General features: G+C 68.3%; 13 protein-coding genes and 1 tRNA gene. 7 read left to right on the top strand and 7 right to left on the bottom strand.

The annotated features are described in order from the left end of the window. Positions 1-96 precede the first annotated feature (96 nt). From ACFWWR_RS19350 to ACFWWR_RS19335, 4 genes are read left to right on the top strand one after another with little or no spacing between them, the layout of a single operon-like run. A complete protein-coding gene (locus ACFWWR_RS19350) occupies positions 97-1026 on the top strand; it encodes a branched-chain amino acid ABC transporter permease (RefSeq protein WP_383860564.1) in 930 nt (309 codons plus the stop codon). 5 nt (positions 1027-1031) lie between these two features. Next, a complete protein-coding gene (locus ACFWWR_RS19345) occupies positions 1032-2819 on the top strand; it encodes a branched-chain amino acid ABC transporter permease (RefSeq protein WP_383860830.1) in 1788 nt (595 codons plus the stop codon). Between the two features lie 5 nt (positions 2820-2824). Next, a complete protein-coding gene (locus tag ACFWWR_RS19340; protein WP_383860827.1) occupies positions 2825-3685 on the top strand; it encodes an ABC transporter ATP-binding protein in 861 nt (286 codons plus the stop codon). Then, positions 3682-4398 (top strand): ABC transporter ATP-binding protein, encoded by a 717-nt coding sequence (locus ACFWWR_RS19335; RefSeq protein ID WP_383860561.1) that lies wholly within the window; start codon positions 3682-3684, stop codon positions 4396-4398. Before ACFWWR_RS19340 ends, ACFWWR_RS19335 begins: the two co-directional genes overlap by 4 nt. Before the next feature lie 85 nt (positions 4399-4483). On the opposite strand, the gene ACFWWR_RS19330 is transcribed toward ACFWWR_RS19335, so the two are convergent. Beyond that, positions 4484-5140, bottom strand: coding sequence for an ANTAR domain-containing response regulator (locus ACFWWR_RS19330; RefSeq protein WP_053748470.1), 657 nt, complete (start codon positions 5138-5140; stop codon positions 4484-4486). Positions 5141-5240: 100 nt separating this feature from the next. Here ACFWWR_RS19330 and ACFWWR_RS19325 point away from each other — a divergent pair. Further along, positions 5241-5315: transfer RNA gene (locus tag ACFWWR_RS19325), tRNA-Leu, on the top strand. Between the two features lie 105 nt (positions 5316-5420). Next, positions 5421-6164, top strand: a complete 744-nt coding sequence (locus ACFWWR_RS19320; protein WP_384304380.1) for a helix-turn-helix domain-containing protein — start codon at positions 5421-5423, stop codon at positions 6162-6164. A 35-nt stretch (positions 6165-6199) separates the two neighbouring features. On the opposite strand, the gene pyk is transcribed toward ACFWWR_RS19320, so the two are convergent. Then, on the bottom strand, positions 6200-7636 hold the full coding sequence (pyk, locus tag ACFWWR_RS19315; RefSeq protein WP_383860554.1) for a pyruvate kinase: 1437 nt from the start codon (positions 7634-7636) through the stop codon (positions 6200-6202). Between the two features lie 157 nt (positions 7637-7793). Next, the gene (locus ACFWWR_RS19310; protein WP_383860551.1) at positions 7794-8507 is read right to left on the bottom strand and encodes an SIMPL domain-containing protein; all 714 of its coding nucleotides are present in this window, start codon (positions 8505-8507) and stop codon (positions 7794-7796) included. A 138-nt stretch (positions 8508-8645) separates the two neighbouring features. Between ACFWWR_RS19310 and ACFWWR_RS19305 the strand changes: the two genes are divergently transcribed. Continuing rightward, positions 8646-10451, top strand: a complete 1806-nt coding sequence (locus ACFWWR_RS19305) for a bifunctional metallophosphatase/5'-nucleotidase (protein ID WP_383860549.1) — start codon at positions 8646-8648, stop codon at positions 10449-10451. Between the two features lie 285 nt (positions 10452-10736). On the opposite strand, the gene ACFWWR_RS19300 is transcribed toward ACFWWR_RS19305, so the two are convergent. The 4 genes from ACFWWR_RS19300 to ACFWWR_RS19285 form a co-directional block, all read right to left on the bottom strand. Then, complete coding sequence (locus ACFWWR_RS19300) at positions 10737-12155, bottom strand: lysine N(6)-hydroxylase/L-ornithine N(5)-oxygenase family protein (protein ID WP_383860547.1); 1419 nt, start codon at positions 12153-12155, stop codon at positions 10737-10739. Further along, positions 12152-13510 (bottom strand): pyridoxal phosphate-dependent decarboxylase family protein, encoded by a 1359-nt coding sequence (locus ACFWWR_RS19295; protein ID WP_384304377.1) that lies wholly within the window; start codon positions 13508-13510, stop codon positions 12152-12154. The genes ACFWWR_RS19300 and ACFWWR_RS19295 overlap by 4 nt, the downstream gene beginning before the upstream one ends. Before the next feature lie 169 nt (positions 13511-13679). After that, entirely contained in the window at positions 13680-16181 is a 2502-nt protein-coding gene (gene pepN / locus ACFWWR_RS19290) for an aminopeptidase N (RefSeq protein ID WP_383860541.1), read from the bottom strand. Positions 16182-16237: 56 nt separating this feature from the next. Then, entirely contained in the window at positions 16238-16789 is a 552-nt protein-coding gene (locus ACFWWR_RS19285; protein WP_383860538.1) for a two-component system response regulator, read from the bottom strand. Between the last annotated feature and the right edge of the window lie 125 nt (positions 16790-16914).

Genomic DNA, 16914 nt, shown 5'->3' with positions numbered 1-16914 from the left:
GAAGGGGACCCCGACCGCGCGGCCCGTTTCCACACCCAGACCACCCCCCGGCACGCATCCAGTGCACACGACCACCAGCGACATGGAGGCCATGCGGTGAACACCCTGCCGCAGCAGCTGGCCAACGGGCTGCTCCTAGGCTCGATGTACGGGCTCATCGCCATCGGCTACACGATGGTGTACGGCATCGTCCAGCTCATCAACTTCGCGCACGGCGAGATCTTCATGACCGGGGCCTTCGGCGCCCTCACGGTCTACTTCTACATCCTCCCCGACGGCACAGCGATGGCCATCGCCGTGCCCATGATGCTGATAGGCGGCGGAATCGTCGCCATCCTCATCGCCGTCGGAGCGGAACGATTCGCCTACCGGCCACTGCGCGGAGCACCACGGCTAGCACCGCTCATCACCGCCATCGGCCTCTCCCTGGCGCTCCAGGAGGTCGTCCGAAACTTCTACCCCGACGCCGACCGCGCCCGCGCCTTCCCCGGCCTCGACGCCACCCACGACATCGGCTCCATCACCATCAAGGACGCCGACATCTTCCTGATCGCCGCCGCGATCATCTGCATGTCCGGCCTCGCCTTCTTCGTCCGCAAGAGCCGCACCGGCCGCGCCATGCAGGCCACCGCGCAGGACCCGGACACCGCACAGCTCATGGGCATCGACACCAACCGCATCATCGTCATCGCCTTCGCGATCGGCGGCTTCTTCGCCGCCGTGGCCGCCGTCGCCTACGGACTCAAGTACGGCAACATCGACTACCGCATGGGCTTCCTCATGGGCCTCAAGGCGTTCACCGCCGCCGTCCTCGGCGGCATCGGCAACATCTACGGCGCCATGCTCGGCGGCATCGTCCTCGGCATCGCCGAAACCCTCGCCTCCGCCTACATCGACGGCATCCCCGGCATGCAGCAACTCGGCGGCCAGGGCTGGGCCAACGTCTGGGCCTTCGCCCTCCTCATCATCGTCCTCCTCGTGAGGCCACAAGGCCTACTCGGCGAACGCGTCGCGGACAGGGCGTGATCACGATGACCGACATCACCAAAACCAACCCCGCCACCCGCGGCCTCATCCCGCTGCCGGAAGCCGCCGCCCGCGGCCTCCTCCTCGCCGGCGGCATAGCCACCGCCGCCTCCGCCTTCCTCGCCTGGACCTGGACCTCCGAGTTCCCCGGCGACCTCACCATCAACGGCTACCCCGGCGGCCTGCAATGGCTCACCTTCACCGCCGGCCTCCTCACCACCCTCTTCGCCCTCGCCCTCTACGGCGTCCGCGGCCTCGGCTGGCTCCTGCCCGCCCGCAACAACGCCCCCCTCGCCCTCGCGGCCCTCGGCGGCTTCGGCACCACCTGGTTCACCGTCATCGCCATCGCCAGCAACCTCGGCGGCGTCGTCAACTACGAACCCGGCGCCTGGATCGCGGCCATCGCCTCCCTGCTGCCCGTCCTCGGCGCCTTCGCCCTCCCCCAAGAAGGCGTCGGCCAGGACAGCACCAAGGAAAGCCTCAAGGCCTACATCACCAAGCCCGACGCGATCCCCGCACCCCAGCCCCTCACACCCTGGCTGGAACGCGCCGCCATCACCCTCGCCACCATCCTCGGCCTCGCCGTCTTCACCTACGGCATCGACACCGAGTACGGCGAACTCTTCATCGGCTACCTCATCGTCGTCGTCTTCTTCACCTGGGCCCTGCACACCGCAGGCCTCATGGACCGCTTCTCCCGCATCGTCGCCCACAACCGCAGCTTCACGCTCGCCATGGGCTTCCTCGCGGCCATCGCGTTCCCCTTCACCCAGACCGACGACCACTACGCCAACATCGGCGTCAACATCCTGATCTTCGGGACCGTCGCCCTCGGCCTCAACATCGTCGTCGGCCTCGCCGGACTCCTCGACCTCGGATACGTCGCCTTCCTCGGCGTCGGCGCCTACACCGCCGCCCTCGTATCCGGCTCCGAGTTCTCCACCTTCTCCGGCGTCCAGTTCCCCTTCTGGGCCGCCGCCCTCACCGGCGCCGCCGCCAGCCTCATCTTCGGCGTCCTCATCGGCGCCCCCACCCTGCGACTGCGCGGCGACTACCTCGCCATCGTCACCCTCGGCTTCGGAGAAATCTTCCGCATCGCCGTCAACAACATGGACGGCGTCTCCGGACCCGACATCACCAACGGGCCCAACGGCATCCCGTCCATCCCCGACCTCAGCTTCTTCGGCTTCAACATGGGCGAAGCACACGACGTCGCCGGCTTCACCCTCGGCCGCTTCGCCAACTACTACCTGCTGATGGTCCTCATCATGGCGATCGTCGTCCTGGTGTACACCCGCGCCGCCGACTCCCGCATCGGCCGCTCCTGGATCGCCATCCGCGAAGACGAGACCGCCGCCACCGCCATGGGCATCAACGGCTTCCGCGTCAAACTCATCGCCTTCGCCCTCGGCGCCTCCCTCGCCGGCCTCGCCGGCACCGTCAGCGCCCACGTCACCTACAGCGTCGTCCCCACCCCGTACCAGTTCGCCGGCTCCACCCCGCCCAACTCCGCCTTCCTCCTCGCCGCAGTCGTCCTCGGCGGCATGGGCACGGTCGCGGGCCCCATCCTCGGCGCCGCACTCCTCTACCTGCTGCCCGAGAAGCTGGTGTTCCTCCAGGACAAGTCGCTGCTCGCCTTCGGCATCGCGCTCATCCTCCTGATGCGCTTCCGCCCCGAAGGCATCATCGCCAACCGACGCAACCAGCTGGAATTCCACGAAACCGGCCAACTCGACGTACCACAACAAACGACGCTGACCGACGAACCGGCCGTCACCAAGGCGGGGGCGTGACCGACATGACGACACCAGTACTCGAAGCCCGCGACGTCACGATGCGCTTCGGCGGCCTCACCGCCGTCCGCTCCGTCGACTTCACCGTCAACACCGGCGAGATCGTCGGCCTCATCGGCCCCAACGGCGCCGGAAAGACCACCTTCTTCAACTGCCTGACGGGCCTCTACATCCCCACCGAAGGCACGGTCTCCTACAAAGGAACCGTCCTCCCACCCAAGCCCCACCTCGTCACCCAGGCCGGCATCGCCCGCACCTTCCAGAACATCCGCCTGTTCGCCAACATGACGGTCCTGGAAAACGTCCTCGTCGGCCGCCACACGCGCACAAAGGAAGGCCTCTGGTCCGCCCTCCTGCGCGGCCCCGGCTTCAAGAAGGCCGAAAAAGCCAGCGAAGAACGCTCCATGGAACTCCTTGAGTTCATCGGCCTCGCCCACAAGCGCGACCACCTGGCCAGGAACCTCCCCTACGGCGAACAGCGCAAGCTCGAGATCGCACGCGCCCTGGCCTCCGAGCCGGGCCTGCTCCTGCTCGACGAACCCACCGCCGGCATGAACCCCCAGGAAACGCGAGCCACCGAAGAACTCGTCTTCGCCATCCGCGACAAGGGCATCGCCGTCCTCGTCATCGAGCACGACATGCGCTTCATCTTCAACCTGTGCGACCGCGTCGCCGTCCTCGTCCAGGGCGAAAAGCTCGTCGAAGGCACCTCCGCCGTCGTCCAGGCCGACGAACGCGTCATCGCCGCATACCTCGGCGAACCGTTCGAGGGCGAGCCAGGCGAAGCCGAAGCCGCGGAAATCGCCGCAGTGGAGGCCGGAACCGACGCGCAGAGCACCACCAGCACCAAGGGAGAAGCCCAGTGACCGCACTGCTAGAGGTCGAAGACCTCCGGGTCGCCTACGGCAAGATCGAAGCCGTCAAAGGCATCTCCTTCAGCGTCGAAGCCGGCCAGGTCGTCACCCTCATCGGCACCAACGGCGCCGGCAAGACCACCACCCTGCGCACCCTCTCGGGCCTCCTCAAGCCGGCCTCCGGAAAGATCATCTTCGACGGCAAGCCGCTCACCGGCATCCCCGCCCACAAGATCGTCGCCCTCGGACTGGCCCACTCCCCCGAAGGCCGCCACATCTTCCCCCGCCTCACCATCGCCGAGAACCTCCAACTCGGCGCCTTCCTCAGGAAGGACAAGGAAGGCATCGACAAGGACATCCAGCGCGCCTACGACCTCTTCCCCATCCTCGGAGAACGCCGCAGGCAAGCCGCCGGAACCCTCTCCGGCGGCGAACAGCAAATGCTGGCCATGGGCCGCGCCCTGATGTCCCGACCGAAGCTCCTGATGCTGGACGAACCCTCCATGGGCCTCTCCCCCATCATGATGCAGAAGATCATGGCCACCATCGCCGAGCTCAAGTCCACCGGCACGACCATCCTCCTCGTCGAGCAGAACGCCCAAGCCGCACTCTCCCTGGCCGACCAGGGACACGTCATGGAGGTCGGCAGCATCGTCGTCTCCGGCACCGGCGAACACCTGCTGCACGACGAGTCGGTCCGCAAGGCGTACCTCGGCGAGGACTAGGACACGCTTCCGACCTGCCTACACGACGAGGCCCGCGCCCCCGAATCCGGGACGCGGGCCTCGTCGCATGTGACGCGAAGGGGTATCAGCCCTTGCCGTTCTTCTTCTCGTCAGCGTCCTGAATGACCGCCTCGGCGACCTGCTGCATCGACATCCGACGATCCATCGACGTCTTCTGAATCCAACGGAACGCGGCCGGCTCGGTCAGCCCGTACTCCGTCTGAAGAATCGACTTCGCACGGTCCACCAGCTTCCGCGTCTCCAGACGCAGAGTGAGGTCCGCGACCTCGTTCTCCAGCTCCCGCAACTCCGTGAAACGCGACACCGCCATCTCGATCGCCGGCACGACATCACTCTTGCTGAACGGCTTCACCAGATAGGCCATCGCACCGGCATCCCGGGCACGCTCGACGAGATCGCGCTGCGAGAAGGCGGTCAGCATCAACACCGGGGCGATACGCTCCTCGGCGATCTTCTCCGCGGCGGAGATCCCGTCCAGCTTCGGCATCTTCACATCGAGGATCACGAGGTCCGGCTTGTGCTCGCGAGCGAGCTCGACGGCCTGCTCGCCGTCACCGGCCTCGCCCACGACGCTGTAGCCCTCTTCCTCCAGCATCTCTTTGAGGTCGAGGCGAATCAGCGCCTCGTCCTCGGCGATGACGACACGGGTCGTCAGCGGAGGCACGTGCGACTTGTCGTCGTCGGGCGCGTCTACGGGCTGGGGCGACTCGGGGGCGGTCACGGGGGCTCCTCGTTCAGGGGCGGGGTGCTGCTGACAAGAGCCTACCTAGCTGCGGTAAGGTGGACGCGCGGAGGGTCAGAGGAAACCTTGGATTCTGCCAGCCCCGGTAGCCCAATTGGCAGCAGGCAATGGATTCAAAACCCATACAGTGTCGGTTCGAGTCCGACCCGGGGCACTTTCCTTGGATTCCAAGGTCGCCCTCCGGAAGCGGATGTCCACGTTCTCGTGAACATCCGCTTTTTGCTGCGTGTCGTCGGGACCACTCTCACAGAGTGACCACATGTACGACGTCAGCACACGCAAGCGAGCACTCTCGCTGGTTGCTCAGGGGCGCAGCCTGAATTCCGTCAGCCGAGAGACGGGCATCTCACGGGCCGCGATTCGTGCTTGGCAGGACCGACTTGAGCCCTTACCTCGCATTGCGCCTCCGGACCCCGGACCGCCCGCGGATGAACGCGCGTACGCCTACCCGCTGGGCCTCTATCTCGGCGACGGCTGTATCAGCGCACACCCACGCAGCGGCTACTACCTCCGCATCGCGTGCGCCGATGCATGGCCCGGTCTTATCCAGCAGTGCCGTGAAGCCATCACGAAGGTGCGCCCCGGCATTGGTGTGTATGCCCTTCAGAGGGAGGGCTGCACGATGGTGACCAGCTACTCCCCACAGTGGCCCCGCCTCTTCCCTCAGCACGGCCCCGGCAGGAAGCACGACCGCACCATCGCCCTCGAACCCTGGCAGCAAGCCATTGTCGACGCCCACCCGTGGGAATTCATCCGCGGCCTCATCCACTCCGACGGGTGCCGGATCACCAACTGGACCACTCGCCTCGTAGCCGGTGAACGCAAGCGCTACGAATACCCCCGGTACTTCTTCACCAACCGGTCGGGCGACATCATGCGTCTCTTCACCCAGGCACTGGACCACGTGGGCGTCGAGTGGAAGCAGGCGAATGCCTGCAACATCTCGGTCGCCCGCAAAGCCTCGGTCGCCCTCATGGACACCCGCGTAGGCCCCAAGCACTGAATTGGGCCCCTCCTCAAGAGGGGCCCTGCATCCGCCTACTTGAGGCTGTCGTCCTCCCCGATGTGGTGCACCCGCACCAGGTTCGTCGAGCCCGAGACTCCCGGCGGGGAGCCGGCCGTGATGACCACGGTGTCGCCCTGTTCGCAGCGGCCGTACTTCAGCAACAGTTCGTCCACCTGGTCGACCATGGCGTCGGTGGAGTCGGCCTCGGGGCCGAGGAAGGTCTCCACTCCCCACGTCAGGCTGAGCTGGGAGCGGGTCGCCGGTTCCGGGGTGAAGGCCAGGAGCGGGATCGGTGAGCGGTAGCGGGACAGGCGGCGGACGGTGTCGCCGGACTGGGTGAAGGCGACGAGGAACTTGGCGCCGAGGAAGTCGCCCATTTCGGCTGCCGCTCGGGCGACCGCGCCGCCCTGTGTGCGGGGCTTGTTGTGTTCGGTCAGGGGCGGGAGGCCCTTGGCGAGGATGTCTTCCTCGGCCGCCTCGACGATCTTCGCCATGGTCGTGACGGTCTCGATGGGGTATTTGCCGACGCTGGTCTCGCCGGACAGCATCACGGCGTCCGTGCCGTCGATGACCGCGTTGGCGACGTCGCTCGCTTCCGCCCTGGTCGGGCGGGAGTTTTCGATCATGGAGTCGAGCATTTGGGTGGCGACGATGACCGGTTTGGCGTTGCGTTTGGCGAGTTTGATTGCGCGCTTTTGGACGAGTGGGACCTGTTCCAGTGGCATTTCGACGCCCAGGTCTCCTCGCGCGACCATGATGCCGTCGAAGGCGGCGACGATGTCGTCGATGGCGTCGACGGCCTGGGGTTTTTCGACCTTGGCGATGACGGGGAGGCGGCGGCCTTCTTCGTCCATGATGCGGTGGACGTCGTCGATGTCGCGGCCGGTGCGGACGAAGGAGAGGGCGATGACGTCGAAGCCGGTGCGCAGGGCCCAGCGGAGGTCGGCTTCGTCCTTGTCGGAGAGGGCGGGGACGGAGACGGCGACGCCGGGGAGGTTGAGTCCCTTGTGGTCGGAGATCATGCCTCCTTCGACGACGGTGGTGTGGACGCGGGGTCCGTCGACGGAGGTGACTTCGAGGCAGACTTTGCCGTCGTCGATGAGGATGTTTTCGCCGGGGGTGACGTCAGTGGCGAGGCCGGTGTAGGTGGTTCCGCAGGTCAGGCGGTCGCCCTCGGTTCCTTCCTCCACCGTGATAGTGAAGGTGTCGCCGCGTTCGAGGAGTACGGGTCCTTCGGTGAAGTGGCCGAGGCGGATCTTCGGGCCTTGTAGGTCGGCGAGGGTGCCGACGCTGTGGCCGGTCTCGTCGGAGGCCTTTCGTACGCGCTGGTAGCGCTCCTCGTGTTCGGCGTAGGAGCCGTGGCTGAGGTTGAATCGGGCGACGTCCATTCCGGCGTCGACCAGTCCTTTGATCTGGTCGTACGAGTCGGTGGCGGGGCCCAGGGTGCAGACGATTTTTGCTCGGCGCATGTTTCGAGCCTAGAGCTTACCGGTGGGTAGGGAATTGGTGGCGGGTGGCTACTGAACAAGCTTTGGGTGAAGCGCTCTTGACAAGTGTTGAATTGTGCGCAGGGGTGCTCTGATGAGCATTTCAGGGCGCCCCGGCGCATTCTTATGGCAATTACTTTTACAGCTGTGGTGGGGCCATGGTGAAGCGTGCGTTGACCTGGGCCTGGACGCGTTGGCGTTGGGGTTCGAGGTCGAGGGGGGCGGCGGCGGTTTCCTCGGCCGCGTAGGCCGCTGAGCGCATCCGGGCGCCGCTCGGGGCGGCGGGGTAGGCCGGTGGGGCGTTTTCGGCGCCGATGTCGGCGAGCTCGACCAGGGCGGCCAGTGACGTCCCGAGTGCCTCGGCGTACTCCCTGGCGCGCTGGACGGCTTCTCGTACCGCTTGCTGTCGGGCTTGCCTGTGGGCGGGTGAGTCGGGGCGCAGGGCCCACCAGGGGCCGTCGACGCGGGTGAGGTCCAGGTCGGCGAGGCGGGTGGTGAGTTCGCCGAGGGCGGTGAAGTCGGTGAGCTCGGCGGTGATGTGGACGCGGCCGTGGTAGGCGTGGATGCGTTCGCCGCGGCCGTCTTTGAGTTGTGGGGTGATGGAGAAGGAGCCGGTCTCCAGTCGTTCCACTGCGTCGCCGTAGGTTTTGATGAGGTCGAGGGCGGTGGTGTTGCGGCGGGTGAGGTCGTCGAGGGCGGCTCGGCGGTCTTTGCCGCGGGAGGCGACGGTGACGCCGATGCGGGCGATCTCGGGGTCGACTTCGAGGCGTGCTTCGCCGCGGACGGCGATGCGGGGTGCGTCGGGGGTGCCGTAGGGGACGGCGGGTTGGGGCTCCTCGGATGGTGGGGTCATACGTCCCACTGTGTCAGTTCTTACCTGTTTGACGCCCCGGCTGGTCACCAGATCGAAACCTGTGGGGTCTATTGCGGTGCGGCATGTCCGGGTCAGAATCTACGCGCGTTGTTGACCGTTCCCCGAGGAGATCCAGACATGCCGTTGAACCGTCGGAAGTTCCTGAAGAAGTCCGCTGTGACCGGTGCGGGTGTCGCGCTGGCGAGTGCGGTGGCGGCTCCGGCGGCGGAGGCCGCGGAGGCGAAGAAGGGCTCCCGGCCCGCTAAGCGGTATTCGCTGACGGTGATGGGGACGACCGACCTGCACGGTCACATCTTCAACTGGGACTACTTCAAGGACGCGGAGTACACGGACGCCAAGGGCAACGCGCAGGGCCTGGCCCGGGTGTCGACGCTGGTGAACCAGGTCCGCAAGGAGAGGGGCCGGGGCAACACGCTGCTGCTGGACGCGGGCGACACGATCCAGGGCACCCCGCTGACGTACTACTACGCGAAGGTGGACCCGATCACCGCCGAGGGTGGTCCGGTGCATCCGATGGCGGCGGCGATGAATGCCATCGGGTATGACGCGGTGGCGCTCGGCAACCACGAGTTCAACTACGGCATCGAGACGCTGCGCAAGTTCGAGGAGCAGTGTGATTTTCCGCTGCTGGGCGCGAACGCGCTGGACGCGAAGACGCTGAGGCCGGCTTTCCCGCCGTACTTCATGAAGAAGTTCCGGGTCAAGGGTGCGCCGCCGGTGACGGTGGCGGTGCTGGGTCTGACGAATCCGGGGATCGCGATCTGGGACAAGGCGTATGTGCAGGGCAGGTTGACGTTCCCGGGTCTTGAGGAGCAGGCGGCGAAGTGGGTGCCGAAGCTGCGGTCGATGGGTGCGGACGTGGTGGTCGTGTCGGCGCACTCGGGTTCGTCGGGCACGTCGTCGTACGGTGACCAGTTGCCGTATGTGGAGAACTCGGCGGCGTTGGTGGCGCAGCAGGTGCCGGGGATCGACGCGATTCTGGTCGGGCACGCGCACGTGGAGATTCCCGAGCTGCTGGTCACGAATGAGAAGACCGGCAGGACGGTCGTGTTGTCGGAGCCTTTGGCGTATGCGGAGCGGCTGTCGCTGTTCGACTTCGAGTTGGTTTTCGCGAAGGGGCGTTGGGCGGTCGAGTCGGTGTCGGCGTCGGTGTTGAACTCGAATGCGGTCGCGGACGACCCGAAGATCACGAAGTTGCTGAAGGACGATCACGATGTGGTCGTGGCGTATGTCAACCAGGTGGTCGGTACGGCGACGGAGACGCTGACGACGGTGGATGCGCGGTACAGGGACGCGCCGATCATCGACCTGATCACGAAGGTGCAGGAGGACGTCGTCAGGGCGGCTCTGGCGGGTACGGAGTACGCGTCGGTGCCGGTGATCGCGCAGGCGTCGCCGTTCTCGCGGACCTCGGAGATCCCGGCCGGCGAGGTGACGATCCGGGATCTGTCGAGTCTGTACGTGTACGACAACACGCTGGTCGCGAAGTTGATGACGGGTGCGCAGATCAGGGCGTACCTGGAGTACTCGGCGGAGTACTTCGTGCGGACGGCGGCGGGTGCGGCGGTCGATGTGGAGAAGCTGACGAACGCGGGTGGGCGTCCGGACTACAACTACGACTACGTGTCGGGGTTGACGTATGAGATCGACATCGCGGAGGCGGCGGGTTCGCGGATCAAGAACCTTTCGTACGGCGGTGCGGCGCTGGCTGACGCGCAGCGATTCGTGTTGGCGGTGAACAACTACCGGGCCAATGGTGGTGGTGCGTTCCCGCATGTGGCGTCGGCGACGGAGTTGTGGGCGGAGTCGACGGAGATCCGGACGCGGATCTCGGAGTGGGTGACGGCGAAGGGTGTGCTGGACCCGAAGGACTTCGCGTCGGTGGACTGGAGGCTGACGCGGGGTGGTACGCCGGTCTTCTAGGAGTTTTTGGCATCAGAGGTTCAGCGGGGTGGTGTCCACGGCGTCGGCGATGGGTTTGGCGCCGGCGTCGTTGACGTGGAGGCTGTCGCCGCTGTTGTGGTCGTCGCGGATCCGGTCGGGTCGGTCGGGGTCCGCGACGGCGACGGCGATGTCGATGACGGTGTCGAAGGGGTGGGTGTCGCCGAGGAGCCGGGCGTTGAGGGCTTGGCGCGTGGTCTGGCCGGTGTCGGTGTCGTAGCCCTCGTGGAGGGTGCCGCGGTAGGGGCCGGGGGTGGAGCCGGGCCGTCAGTCGATGAGGGGTGTGAGGGCTTTGGCGGGCTGCCGTGCCTGGGGGACGTGCGGGGGGTGTGGTTCGAGGCCGAAGGTGGTGAAGGCGGTGCGGGTCGGCAGGGGGTAGGGGTCTTTTCCGGTGAGGGTGTTGAGGATGGTCGCGCTGCGCCAGGCGGCGAGGCCGAGGTCGGGGGTGCCGACGCCGTGGGTGTGGCGTTCGGCGTTCTGGACGTATGCGGTGCCGGTGACGGAGGGGTCGAGGACCAGGCGGAACTGTTCGTCGACGCGGGGGCGTTCGCGGCTGTCGCGGCGTAGGTAGGGGTCGAGGCCGGCGAGGATGCGTTCGAGGGGGCGTTCGCGGTGGCCGGTGGCGAGGACGACGGCGTCGGTGGTGAGGCGGGAGCGGGTGTTCTGCTGGATGTGTTCGAGGTGTAGTTCGATTTTGGTGGTGGCGATGCGGCCGGCGGTGCGGACGTGGACGCCGGGGGTGAGGACGGTGTCGGGCCAGCCGCCGTGCAGGGTGCGGCGGTAGAGCTCGTCGTGGATGGCGGCGATGGTGCCGGCGTCGATGCCCTTGTGGAGCTGCCACTGGGTGGTGGCGAGGCGGTCGCGGACGCTTTCGGTGAGGGCGTGGAAGTAGCGGGTGTAGTCGGGGGTGAAGTGTTCCAGGCCGAGCTTGGAGTACTCCATGGGTGCGAAGGCCTCGCTGCGGCCGAGCCAGTGGAGTTTTTCGCGGCCGGCGGGGCGGTGGCGGAGCAGGTCGAGGAAGATCTCGGCGCCGGACTGTCCGGAGCCGACGACGGTGACGTGGCCGGCGCTGAGGATCGTGTCGCGGTGGTCGAGGTAGTCGGCGGCGTGGACGACGGGCACGGTGGGGGTTTCGACGAGGGGCTTCAACGGCTCCGGCACGTAGGGCTCGGTGCCGATGCCGAGGACGAAGTTCCTGGTGTAGGTCCGTCCGAGGGCTTCGGCTTCTCCGTCGGCGTCGAGCTGGGTGAAGTCGACTTCGAAGAGGTCGCGTTCGGGGTTCCAGCGGACGGCGTCGACCTGGTGGCCGAAGCGGAGCGTGGGGAGGTGGTCCGCCACCCAGCGGCAGTAGGCGTCGTACTCGGCGCGTTGGATGTGGAAGCGCTCGGCGAAGTAGAAGGGGAAGAGTCTGTCGCGGGCCTTGAGGTAGTTGAGGAAGGTCCAGGGGCTGGCGGGGTCGGCGAGGGTCACCAGGTCGGCGAGGAAGGGGACTTGGATGGTGGCGCCGTCGATGAGCAGGCCGCGGTGCCAGTCGAAGGCGGGGCGTTGTTCGTAGAAGACGGTGTCGAGTTCGGTGAGGGGGTGGGCGAGGGCGGCGAGGGAGAGGTTGAAGGGGCCGATGCCGATGCCGACGAGGTCGCGGGGTGCGTCGGGTGCGTGGTGTGGGGGGTGGGGCGTCGGGCTCATCGGGGTGTGGTTCCTTCCACGAGTTGCAGCAGTCCGGCCAGGTCGTCGGGGCGGCTGTGGGGGTTGAGGAGGGTGGCCTTGAGCCAGAGCCGGCCGTCGAGGCGGGCGCGGCCGAGGACGGCTCGGCCGTGGGTGAGGAGTTCTCGGCGTACGGCGGCGACGGTGTCGTCGGTGGCGCCCGCGGGACGGAACAGGACCGTGCTGATGGTGGGCCGGTCGTGGAGTTCGAAGCCGGGGTGGTCGTGGACCAGGGCGGCGAAGGTCTGGGCGTGGTCGCAGACCTGGTCGACGAGGGCGCCGAGGCCGGTGCGGCCGAGGGTTTTGAGGGTGACGGCGACTTTGAGGATGTCGGGGCGGCGGCTGGTGCGCAGGGAGCGGCCGAGCAGGTCGGGCAGGCCGGCCTGGGTGTCGTCGTCGGCGTTGAGGTAGTCGGCGCGCTGGTCGAGGGCGGCGAGGTCGTGGGGGTTCTTGACGGTGAGGAGGCCGGCGGCGACGGGCTGCCAGCCGAGTTTGTGCAGGTCGAGGGTGATGGTGTCGGCGGCGTCGAGGCCGGTGAGTTTGGCGCGGTGCCGGTCGCTGAAGAGGAGGCCTCCGCCGTAGGCGGCGTCGATGTGCAGGCGGGCGTGGTGGGTGCGGCACACGGCGGCGATGTCGGGGAGGGGGTCGATGAGGCCGGCGTCGGTGGTGCCCGCGGTGGCGGTGACGAGGTGGGGGCCGGGGAGGGTGGTGAGTGCTTCGTCGAGGGCCGCGGGGTCGAGGGTGCCTGCGGGTGCGGGGACGACGACGGGGTCGGGCAGGCCGAGCAGCCAGGCGGCGCGGGGCAGCGAGTGGTGGGCGTTGGCGCCGTGGAGGAGGCGGACGCCGGCGCCGTGGGTTTCGCGGGCGAGGAGGAGGGCGAGTTGGTTGGATTCGGTGCCGCCGGTGGTGACGAGTGCGTCGGCGGCGCCGGCTTGCCGGGCGAGCGCCCGGGTCACCAGTGCTTCGAGTTCGGATGCCGCCGGGGCCTGGTCCCAGGAGTCCAGGGAGGGGTTGAGGGTGGAGGCGGCGAGGTCGGCGGCGGTGGCGACGGCGAGGGGCGGGCAGTGCAGGTGGGCGGCGCACCGGGGGTGGGCGGGGTCGGCGGCGCCCTCGGCGAGGGCGTGGACGAGGAGTCGTAGGGCGTCGGGGTCGCCTTCGTCGGGCAGTACGTCGCCCACGGTGTCGCGTAGGCGCGCCGCTACTGTTTCGGGGCCGCCGGCGGGCAGGGGGCCGCCGCGTGCTCGGGTGCCGTCGTGCAGTGCGTGGAGCACGGTGTCGAGCAGGGGCCGCAGGGCGTGGGGGCCTTCGGGGCCCGAGGCGAGGCTCGGTGTGCTCATGGGTGGTCCTCCGGGCGCTGGGCAGAGGGAGTTCCAGCTTGTACGCGAATGCGTGGTCGCGCCCGAAAAGCCCAACGAACGGAACCCTAAAGGGGGTACGTCCGTGCGGGGAAAACGTGTCGGGGCACGGCCGACCCGGGAGTCGGCCGTGCCTCGGGGTTGGTCCGGTTCATGCCTCCTGTACCCGCAGGGCGCGTGCCAGGTCGTCCAGTTGGTCGGCGAGCTTGCGGCGCAGGGACGGGATGGCGTCGTCGTCGCTCAGGCACGCCTCGCCCAGGCTCAGGGTGTGCGGGTCGACGGCGTGCACGGGGAAGGCCCAGCGGCCGGCGGCGTCGGCGATGGCGGGGCCGCGGCGGTCGGCGAGGGCGACGGCGTCCTGGAAGTAGCGGGGGACGTACTGCTTCAGGAGGTCGGTCTGTTCGGGCTGCCAGAAGCCCTGGGCGGTGGCGGTGAACAGGTAGTTGGAGAGGGTGTCGTCGGTGAACATGGCCTCCCAGGCGCGCTGCTTGGCCTCCTCGTCGGGCAGGGCGGCCCGGCAGCGGGCGGCGCCTTCCTGGCCGGTGGCGCTGGGGTCGCGTTCGAGTTCGGCCGTGATGGCGGCTTCGTCGGTGGCGCCGAGGACGGCGAGCCGGGACAGGACGCGCCAGCGCAGCTCGGGGTCGAGTTCCGGGCCGCCGGGGACGGTGCCGTCGGCGAGCCAGGCGGCGATGGTGTCGGGGTGGGCGGCGACGTCGATGTAGTGGCGTACGGCGATGAGGCGCAGGCCGGGGTGGTCGCCGTCCTCGGTGCGGCGGATGAGGTCGCGGCACAGGGCGGTGAGGGTGGCGAGTGCGGCGGGCCGTTCTTCGGGCTTCAGGTAGCGGTCGGTGACCTGGGTGGCGGCGAAGGCGAGGACGCCCTGCACGAGGGCGAGGTCGGTCTCGTGCGGGAGGTGGGTGCGGGCGGCTTCCAGGTAGGCGGAGGCGGGCAGTTCACCGTCGCGGACGGCGTCCCTGAGGGCGTTCCAGACGACCGCGCGGGTGAGGGGGTCGGGCAGGCCGGAGAGGGCTGCCTGGACGGTTTCGAAGGAGCGGGGGTCGAAGCGGACCTTGGCGTAGGTGAGGTCGCCGTCGTTGAGGAGGAGCAGTGCGGGGCGCTTGCCGATGGGGCGGGCGGTGGTGTGCGGGACGTCGAGGTCGAGGCGTTCGCGCAGGACGAGGTGGCGGCCTTCGTCGGCGACGTCCTGGTCGTAGAGGCCGACGGAGATGCGGTGGGGGCGGCTGCCGGTGTGGTCGACGGTGAGGGTGCAGGTGCCGTCGTCGCCGGGGGTGACGCGCGGGGCGAGGGTGTCGACTCCGGTGGTGCGCAGCCAGGCGTCGGCCCAGGCGTGGACGTCGCGCTCGGTGCCGGCGGCGAGGGAGTCGATGAAGTCGGCGAGGGTGGCGTTGGCGAACTTGTGGCGGGCGAAGTGGGTGTTGATGCCGGTGAGGAAGTCATTTTCGCCGAGCCAGGCCACCAGTTGCCGGAGGGCGGAGGCGCCCTTGGCGTAGGAGATGCCGTCGAAGTTGAGCATGGCGGACGCGGTGTCGGGGACGGCGGCCGGGTCGGGGGCGACGGGGTGGGTGGAGGGGCGCTGGTCGGCGTCGTAGCCCCAGGCCTTGCGGGCGACGCCGAAGTCGGTCCAGGTGTCGGTGAAGCGGGTGGCTTCGGTGAGGGTCTGGTAGCCCATGTACTCGGCGAAGGACTCGTTGAGCCAGATGTCGTCCCACCACTGGAGGGTGACGAGGTCGCCGAACCACATGTGGGCCATCTCGTGGGCGATGACCATGGCGCGGGTCTGGCGTTCGGTGTCGGTGACGGCGGAGCGGTAGACGAACTCGTCGCGGAAGGTGACCAGTCCGGGGTTCTCCATGGCGCCGGCGTTGAACTCGGGGACGAATGCCTGGTCGTAGGAGTCGAAGGGGTAGGGCTCCTCGAACTTCTCGTGGTAGCGGTCGTAGCACTGCCGGGTGATCTCGAGGAGTTCGTCGGCGTCCGTGTCCAGGTATGGGGCGAGGGAGCGGCGGCAGTGGATGCCGAAGGGCAGGCCTCGGTGTTCGGTGCGCACCGAGTGCCAGGGGCCGGCGGCGACGGCGACGAGGTAGGTGGAGATCAGCGGGGTGGGTGCGGCCTGCCAGCGGCCGTCACTGAGGGGGGCGGTGATGCCGTTGGCGAGTACCGTCCAGCCCGTGGGGGCGGTCACCGACACCTCGAAGACGGCCTTGAGGTCGGGCTGGTCGAAGGCGGCGAAGACGCGCTGGACGTCGTCCATGAACAGCTGCGTGTAGACGTAGGTTTCGCCGTCGGTGGGGTCGGTGAAGCGGTGCATGCCCTCGCCGGTGCGGGAGTAGCGCATCGCCGCGTCGACGCGCAGTTCGTGCTCGCCGGGGGTGAGGTTCTTGAGGGGCAGCCTGTTCTCGTCCAGGGTTTCCGGGTCGAGGGGGTGTCCGTCGAGGGTGACGGTGCGCAGTTCGGCGGGCTTGACCTCGAGGAAGGTGTCCGTGGTGTCCTGGTCCGCGCGGACGGTGAACCGGATGACGGTGCGGGAGTCGAAGGTCTCGTCGCCGGTGCTCAGATCGAGGTCGATCGTGTAGCGGTGGACGTCGAGGAGCTTGGCACGGGTCTGCGCTTCGTCGCGCGTCAGTACGGACATGCAGGACATGCTGCCTGATGCCGCTGACCTGGCACAGAGGCGGATCGGTACGCGGCCTATGTCCGGTCCTGTTCGAGCTCTCCGGTGTGCGCCCCCTGGCCGCGCTGGACGGGTACGCGGGCGTCGGGGTGGGGCGGGGCGGGGAGGGTGGGGTGTTCGTCGGCCTCGCCGTGGTCCTTGACGAGGGCGCGTAGTTCCCGGACTTCGTGTTCGAGGGCGAGGTGGCGCTGGTGGGCGTCGAACAGGTAGCGGACCTTGGTGCGCAGCGCCCAGGGGTCGATGGGTTTCATGACGAGGTCGGCGACGCCGAGTGCGAAGGCGGTGGTGGTCAGTTCGTGGTCGGCGCCGAAGCCGGTGAGCAGGATGACGGGGATGTGCTGGGTCTGTTCCACGCGGCGCATGTAGCGCACGACGTCCAGGCCGCTGACGCCGGGCATGCGCACGTCGAGCAGGAGGAGACCGACCAGGCCGCGCAGCACCTGTTTGAGGGCTTCGTCGCCGCTGGTGGCGCGGCCCAGCCGGTAGCCCAGCGGGGCGAGGGCGCTCTCCAGGGCGTACAGCGTGTCCTCGTGGTCGTCGACGATGAGGATCCTGGCATCCGACGGCATGGCCCGACGTCCCTCCCTCGTGAGCAGACCAGCTTATGCCCGAGGAGCTGACGGGGAGTGCTCGTCAGCTGACAAGGAGTGCACAGCGCAGCATGCCTCTCGGGAGCGTCCGTGTCACGTCCTCG

Source organism: Streptomyces sp. NPDC058678 (genome assembly GCF_042714835.1).
GTDB lineage: Bacteria > Actinomycetota > Actinomycetes > Streptomycetales > Streptomycetaceae > Streptomyces.
This window is presented reverse-complemented; position numbering and strand designations above follow the sequence as displayed.

What these genes read in the sequence shown, in the direction of transcription:
- pyk (WP_383860554.1), bottom strand. Translation starts at nt 7,636, where the DNA reads ATGCGCCGAGCAAAAATCGTCTGCACCCTGGGCCCCGCCACCGACTCG.
- ACFWWR_RS19300 (WP_383860547.1), bottom strand. Translation starts at nt 12,155, where the DNA reads ATGAGCCCGACGCCCCACCCCCCACACCACGCACCCGACGCACCCCGC.
- ACFWWR_RS19305 (WP_383860549.1), top strand. Translation starts at nt 8,646, where the DNA reads ATGCCGTTGAACCGTCGGAAGTTCCTGAAGAAGTCCGCTGTGACCGGT.
- ACFWWR_RS19340 (WP_383860827.1), top strand. Translation starts at nt 2,825, where the DNA reads ATGACGACACCAGTACTCGAAGCCCGCGACGTCACGATGCGCTTCGGC.
- ACFWWR_RS19345 (WP_383860830.1), top strand. Translation starts at nt 1,032, where the DNA reads ATGACCGACATCACCAAAACCAACCCCGCCACCCGCGGCCTCATCCCG.
- ACFWWR_RS19295 (WP_384304377.1), bottom strand. Translation starts at nt 13,510, where the DNA reads ATGAGCACACCGAGCCTCGCCTCGGGCCCCGAAGGCCCCCACGCCCTG.
- ACFWWR_RS19285 (WP_383860538.1), bottom strand. Translation starts at nt 16,789, where the DNA reads ATGCCGTCGGATGCCAGGATCCTCATCGTCGACGACCACGAGGACACG.
- ACFWWR_RS19310 (WP_383860551.1), bottom strand. Translation starts at nt 8,507, where the DNA reads ATGACCCCACCATCCGAGGAGCCCCAACCCGCCGTCCCCTACGGCACC.
- ACFWWR_RS19320 (WP_384304380.1), top strand. Translation starts at nt 5,421, where the DNA reads ATGTACGACGTCAGCACACGCAAGCGAGCACTCTCGCTGGTTGCTCAG.
- pepN (WP_383860541.1), bottom strand. Translation starts at nt 16,181, where the DNA reads ATGTCCGTACTGACGCGCGACGAAGCGCAGACCCGTGCCAAGCTCCTC.